The sequence below is a fragment of the Streptomyces radicis genome (assembly GCF_003626575.1).
Classification (GTDB): domain Bacteria; phylum Actinomycetota; class Actinomycetes; order Streptomycetales; family Streptomycetaceae; genus Streptomyces; species Streptomyces radicis.
In genome coordinates this window covers 23,175-29,593 of sequence record NZ_RBDY01000048.1, presented here as the reverse complement: position 1 = coordinate 29,593, position 6,419 = coordinate 23,175, and the positions used below count along the sequence as shown (strand labels likewise).

Sequence of the window (6,419 nt, the reverse complement as noted above, 5' to 3'; positions counted from 1 at the left end):
TACGGCCCGATGAACTCCCACTCGTCGTCCGTCAGTTGCACTCGCGTCACGCAAGAAGATCTACCGGTCCAGGCCCCACCGTGAGGGAGAATCCCGCAGATTGATCACGACTCGATACGCTCCCTAGTACTCCAGCAGGATTTCGCTGTCTGACCTGTGGGTTTCGCTGGAGGGCTGGAGTGTAGCGGCCTGTGGAGGGTTCGGGGCGGTCTCACGGTGGCCGCCCCTCGATCGTGGGACAACGCCGCAGGTAATGACAGCGACGGGCAACCGCTTGGCGTCTTCGGCGCCAGTTCGACCAGCTCATCGCGTGGCGTCGGCCTCGGTATCTCAAGTCGCCCGGGAGCTCGATATGAGCTCTGAGACGCTCCGCACATGGGTGCGTCGACATGAACACGAGGAGGGTCGACGGGACGAGCCTCTGCCGGTGGACGAGCGCGCCCGGCTGAAGGAACTCGAGCGCCGCAACCGTGAGCTGGAGATGGAAGTCGCGTTCCTGAAAAAAGGTGTGCCACGAATGCGGGAGGCTGCTTGCGGTAGTTGAGTAGCTGAATGCGGTGCTGCACGGGAGATGAAGGATTTTCGATACATAAGATGAATTGCCGAAACGGCCGTCCCGGATGCCCGCTCCGAGAGCGGGGTCAGTCCCGCATTCATCGCCCATGAGGTCCTGTACGCGGTGGGGTGTCGTCACCATGGCTGCGCGAACGACGGGTGGCCGCCGGGTGTTGCCCGGTCGATGCGACGCCCATAACATCCGATGAATTTCACGTCTCGTGCTCGCTTCAACGACGAGGAGAGACCTTCATGGGCGGACCTCACTTCAACCGTCGGACGTTCCTGACCTCTCTGAGCGTGGCCGGTGGCGCCACGATCGCCGGCTTGCCAGCCGTCGCGCGGGCCGACCCCGCCCGGGACGCCGTCGCGGGTCAGGACTCCTACTCGGAAACGTGGGAATCGGTCAACCAGCACCCGCCGGCCCCCGAGTGGTTCCAGGACGCCAAGTTCGGCATCTACTTCCACTGGGGCGTGTTCAGCGTTCCGGCGTTCGGCAACGAGTGGTACGGGCGCTTCATGTACGGGGAGGGAACCAGCGAGAACCTTCACCACAGGAACGTCTACGGCGACCCGTCGGAATGGCCCTACCACAACTTCATCGACGGCGCCCGGAACCAGGCCGGCGACTGGAGGCAGTTCGCTCCGCGGCTCTCGTCGGTCGGCGGCGCCTTCGACCCCGACGAGTGGGCGCAGCTCTTCGTCGACGCGGGCGCCACGTTCGCCGGCCCGGTAGCCGAGCACCACGACGGCTACTCCATGTGGGACAGCGCGGTCAACGAGTGGAACTCCGTCGCCAAAGGCCCCCACCTGGATCTACTGCGGCTCCACGCGGACGCCATCCGTGGCAGGGGGCTCAAGCTTCTGGTGGCGATGCACCACGCGTACAACTACACCGGCTTCTACAGTCACGTGTCCCCACAGTCCGACCCGAGCCTGCGGAAACTCTACGGCCAGCTCGACTCCGAGGCAGGGAACCAGCTCTGGTACGACAAGCTCCGAGAGGTCGTCGACGGCTACCAGCCGGACATCATCTGGCAGGACTTCAACCTCAACCGCGTCGAAGAGGCGCGTCGGCTCGCCTTCCTGGCCCACTACTACAACCGGGCCGTCGCCGGGGACAGGGAGGTCGTCGCCACCTACAAGGACGGCTTCAACAGGCTCGGCCAGCTCTACGACTACGAACGCGGCGGCCCCGCCGACCTGGAGATCCCGTACTGGCTCACCGACGACAGCATCAGCAGCTCCAGCTGGTGCTACACCGTCGGCATCGGCTACTACTCCCTGGAGCAGATGCTCCACTCGCTCATCGACCGGGTCAGCAAGAACGGCAACATGCTGCTCAACATCGCCCCGATGGCTGACGGCACCATCCCGTCCGGGCAGCGCGCCATCCTGCTCGCCATGGGCGACTACCTCAGGCGCTTCGGCGAGTCGATCTATGCCACGCGGGCCTGGAGCGTCTACGGCGAGGGACCCACCAAGATGGGCGGCGACGCGTTCACGACACCCCGGGCAGGCACCGCGGAGGACATCCGGTTCACCCGCGACAAGGCGGGCACCGTGCTCTACGCGACCGTGCTCGGCTGGCCCGGCGGCACCCTGAACATCGCGACGCCGGCTTCGGTTCGGATCAACCTCAGGAGTCTCAGGTCACTGCAACTGCTCGACTCCATCGCCGGCACCTATGTCGACCTGCCGGCCCGCACCCAGGACAGGGGCGGCCTGCGGATCACCATGCCGTCCGACGAGGCGCCGTTCAGCGCCCCGGCGTATGTCGTGAAGCTGACGTTCTCCGGTCCGATCCCTCACCCCCGGACGAGCACGGACTCGCCCTTGCCGGTGAGCGTGTACCGCGACGTGGACTACGCCGGTGGCGCCTCCCTGGGGGTCGGCGCCTACACCGCGGAGCAACTACGCGTACTCGGCATCGACCTGAGAAGCATCTCCTCGCTCCGGGTCGCCGCTGGATACCAGGTCACCGGGTTCGCCAACGAGAACTTCACCGGGCGGGAGTGGACGTTCACCGCCGACAGGGGGAACCTGCGCGGGACCGGGGGCAATGACGCCATCGCCTCGGTGCGGGTGAGGTTCAACCCGGTGGCGTACGTGCGGATCACCAACGTGACCAACGACCTCGTGCTGGATGGTGGCGACGATGCCGCCGCCGGGTCGTCACCGACGCAGTCCACCTGGGACGGTGGCGCGAGACGGCAATGGCGGATCGTCGACCTGGGCACCGGATACCACCGCATCGAGAACCGGGCCAACGGCCTGGTCATCGACGGCGGCGGGCGGACCGACTCGGGTGCGTTGGCACAGCAGACACCGTGGAACGGCGCCACCACTCAGCAATGGCAGATCACCGACCACGCCGGCGGTCGCTACCACATCACCAACCGGGCCATCGGGCTGGTGCTAGACAGCGGCGGCCACGTGCCACCCGGCTCACCCCTCAAGCAATGGCCCGCCGAGACCAGTCCGAACCTCCAGTGGACCGTCACCGCAGCCTGATCGGGCGCGGCTTGGAAGCCGTCGTCGAACCGGTCCGCGTGGTCAGGAAGCGGCCAACTTCAGTCGCTCCGCGCGGCGTAGCGCCTGTCGGTCCGGGTCCGGTACCGGAGCGGCGAGCAGCAGGCGCTTCGTGTGGGCGTGCTCCGGCCGCAGGTGACCTGGGCCGCGTCACCCGTCTCCACGATATCGAAGCGGTACAGCACACCACCCGGTTCGTCTCGCCGGGCGCGATGGACAGCGAGACGCCGTGCAGGACGCAGAACGGCTTCCGGCCGCGGCCTTCCCGGGGTACTCCACGACGACGTCGTCGAGTTCGAGGAGAACAAGAACCCCGGAAGACCAACACCACACGCCAACAAGCATGACCCCGCCAACGTTGTCGCGCGCGGGATCTCCCACCGTCACCACCGGTGCACCAGAGCCGCTCGTTTTACAGACCCACGGCCGGTTGCCCGCCGTACAACCAATCGGCGACCTCCAGGTCCCCATCGGCGCGGGAGCTGAAGAGCTTGTTGCGGAGGACCCGGCCGACACCGCCGACGTGCCAGACATCGCCCCACACCCGGGCCGTGCGCTGCACCCGGGCGGTCCGCGGGGCACGCTCGGCGACGAACGTGGACAACGCGGCGTCGACTCGACTCTCGTCGGCAAGGTCGACGCCAGCGGTGACACGCTCGAGAGCCGCGGCGTCCTCCATGGCCTGGCAGGCACCCTGTGCGAGGTACTGGAGCATCGGGTGCGCGGCGTCACCCAAGAGGAGCATCCGGCCGTCCCGCCAGGTGTCAGTGGGCTCGCGGTCGTACATCGGCCATCGAAAGCCGGTCCTGAGGTTGCTCAGCGCGCGGTGCACGGCGGGCACGCAGCCCACGTAGGCCGCCTGCAACTCGTCGCTGCCTACAAGCTGCTCCTCGCCGCGCTCGAACGAGGCCGACCGGTAGACCGCCACGGTGTTAAGCAGGTCACCCTGCCGCAGCGGGTACTGCACCAGGTGGCACTCCGGCCCGAGATGCACGACGACGTCGTGCAGATCACCACTGGCGGTGTCGCGCGTGATCGGGACCGTGCCTCGATAGGCGACGTAGCCCGAGACGACCGGCGGATCGGCCGCTATCTGGGCGCGCAGCGTGGAATCCAGTCCGTCGGCCCCGATCAGCAGGTGGCCGGCATACTCGCGTCCGTCGTCCGCGGTGGCCACGCCGCGGCCGGCCTCGGTGCGCGTCCCAGTGATCACTGTCGCGTTGATCAGGGTCACGCCTGCGTCGCGGCACGCGTCGAGTAGGATCGTATGAAGGTCGCTACGGTGGACGACGACGTACGGCGCGCCGTAGCGTTCCTCGAAGGCGCGGCCGAAGCTCTGCCGGGTCAGTTCCTGCCCCGTGAGGGCGTCGCGGAAGACCAGATGTCTCGGTGAGAAGCCGACCTCCCGCACTTGGTTGAGCAATCCCCACCGGTCCAGGACCCGTGAGGCGTTGGGCGCCATCTGGAGGCCGGCGCCGACTTCTCCGAACTCGTCGGCCTTTTCCAGCAGCGTGACGCGCTGGCCGTTGCGGCTCAGCGCCAGGGCGCCGGCCAGGCCAGCGATCCCGCCGCCGACGACCACCACGTCTGTGTGGGTGTCCGCGCCGCTCATCCGCACCTCCTGCTCGACCTGTGTTTCGGTCACATTGACTGCCAGCGGCGACCGTGTGCCATAAAATTCTGCTGTGCACAATGAACCTCTTGAGCGGCCGCCGTACCCCGTCGACGCCGCCGACCGGGCACTGCGCCTGATCCATCTGCTTCGCGACCTCGGCAGCGTCCGGCTCAAGGACGCGGCCGCCGAGTTGGACGTGGCTCCGTCGACGGCGCACCGCCTGTTCGCGGTGCTTGTCTACCGGGGCTTCGCCGTCCAGGACGAGTCGAGACGCTACCTGCCGGGACCAGCCCTGGGTGCCGGACCAGCCGAACTGACGTGGTCGCGACAGCTGCGCAGTGCGGTACAGCCTCATCTAGAGAGACTCGCCGCCCAGCTCAACGAGACGACGAACCTGATGATTCGTGTGGGGACCATGGTGCGCTTCATCGGATGTGTCGAGAGCGCCAATCTGTTGCGGGTTAGCGACCGTCGTGGTGCGGTACTGCCGGCGCGGACCACTTCCGGGGGGAAGGCCATGCTGGCCGAGCTGGCGCCCCGCCATCTCGACCAGCTCTACCAGGGCGCCAACACCGCCATCGGGGGTGAGCACCTGATCGCCGAGGAGCTGGCCGCCTTCCAGAACGAGCTGGCCGCGGTCCGCCGCAACGGGTATGCCGTCAATCTGGGGTCAACCGAGGATGGCATCAGCGCCGTCGGAGCGGCCCTGCACAGCGCCGGTGGCAAGGCCGTGGCGGCCATCTCCGTGGCCCTCCCGTCCTCGCGTTACCGACGGGCTGTCGAGGGCACGTTGATTCCTGCCCTGCGCGCCGCCCAGCTGACCATCGACAGGGAGATCCAGTCCACCCTGACCGACATCACGTAGGGCTGGGTGACGTGCGGCGGGCATTTCTCTTCTGGTAGACAGAATGAGCACATAAACGGAATCACTCGTTCGATCAGATTCCGCTGCGCGCGTGTGCCCACCTGGTACGCACCTCGGCCGAGTCTTCGTCCCGATCACGACGAGCATCTCCTCCCCCTCCCCGACGCGCGGGGCCGCACCGGCGTCACGGTCAAGCACCGAGTGTCGTTCGCCGGCCTCCACCTGCGGTTCGCGGCTTCATGCCTGGGTTCTGCAAGCTCGCCGCGGTGAGAGACTGCGTGGCCGGTCGGCAAACCGACCCGGCCGAGCGCAAGGGCTGCCGGCAACGCCCTGGCCCACGAGCTCACCATGCCGTACCTCGCTTCGAAGGGCGCTTACGGAGTGCGCGCTTCCACGCCGAACCGCGCCGGCACGGCTACCGGGTCGAACGCGAGCGGGTGCCGCGCGAGCGTGGCATCGCGGGCGTGCCCCGGCGCGAGCGCCGGTCGCTGACCCACCCCGCGAAGAAAGCGGCACTCGCCCCCGGACCTGCTGGGCCGTGACTTCACTGCGCCCGAGCCGGGGATCAAGCTGGTCGGCGACATCACCTTCATCGCCACCGCCCGTCGCTGGTAGTGGATGCCTTGCGGATGGCCGCCGGCCGCGGACGGCTCCAGCCCGGCCGCATCGCGCATTCGGACAGGGGAAGGTGAGCACACCTCAGAGGAACTCCGCCGCGAGCCACGTGCCCTTGGGTCTGCGGCAGAGCATGGGCCGCACCGAGACCTTCTACAACCGCAAGTGGCTGCGGAAGCACCCGATCTGGGGTTGCCTCACTCCACTGGAGAGCCGGCAGCGGCACGAGCAAGGACA

At 67.7% G+C, this 6,419-nt stretch carries 5 protein-coding genes; 3 read left to right on the top strand and 2 right to left on the bottom strand.

Features of this window, described 5'->3' with window-relative positions; all coding sequences use genetic code 11:
• The first annotated feature begins 253 nt into the window (after positions 1 to 253).
• Both D7318_RS31440 and D7318_RS31435 read left to right on the top strand, forming a co-directional pair.
• A complete protein-coding gene (locus tag D7318_RS31440) occupies positions 254 to 544 on the top strand; it encodes a transposase (protein WP_120700662.1) in 291 nt (96 codons plus the stop codon).
• Between the two features lie 263 nt (positions 545 to 807).
• Positions 808 to 3,069, top strand: coding sequence for an alpha-L-fucosidase (locus D7318_RS31435; protein WP_120700661.1), 2,262 nt, complete (start codon positions 808 to 810; stop codon positions 3,067 to 3,069).
• Between the two features lie 430 nt (positions 3,070 to 3,499).
• On the opposite strand, the gene D7318_RS31425 is transcribed toward D7318_RS31435, so the two are convergent.
• Complete coding sequence (locus tag D7318_RS31425) at positions 3,500 to 4,732, bottom strand: FAD-dependent oxidoreductase (RefSeq protein WP_220729903.1); 1,233 nt, start codon at positions 4,730 to 4,732, stop codon at positions 3,500 to 3,502.
• 40 nt (positions 4,733 to 4,772) lie between these two features.
• Between D7318_RS31425 and D7318_RS31420 the strand changes: the two genes are divergently transcribed.
• Positions 4,773 to 5,567, top strand: a complete 795-nt coding sequence (locus D7318_RS31420) for an IclR family transcriptional regulator (RefSeq protein ID WP_120700659.1) — start codon at positions 4,773 to 4,775, stop codon at positions 5,565 to 5,567.
• Positions 5,568 to 5,941: 374 nt separating this feature from the next.
• Here D7318_RS31420 and D7318_RS35085 read toward each other — a convergent pair whose 3' ends face one another.
• Complete coding sequence (locus tag D7318_RS35085; RefSeq protein WP_120700658.1) at positions 5,942 to 6,241, bottom strand: hypothetical protein; 300 nt, start codon at positions 6,239 to 6,241, stop codon at positions 5,942 to 5,944.
• Positions 6,242 to 6,419: the final 178 nt, after the last annotated feature.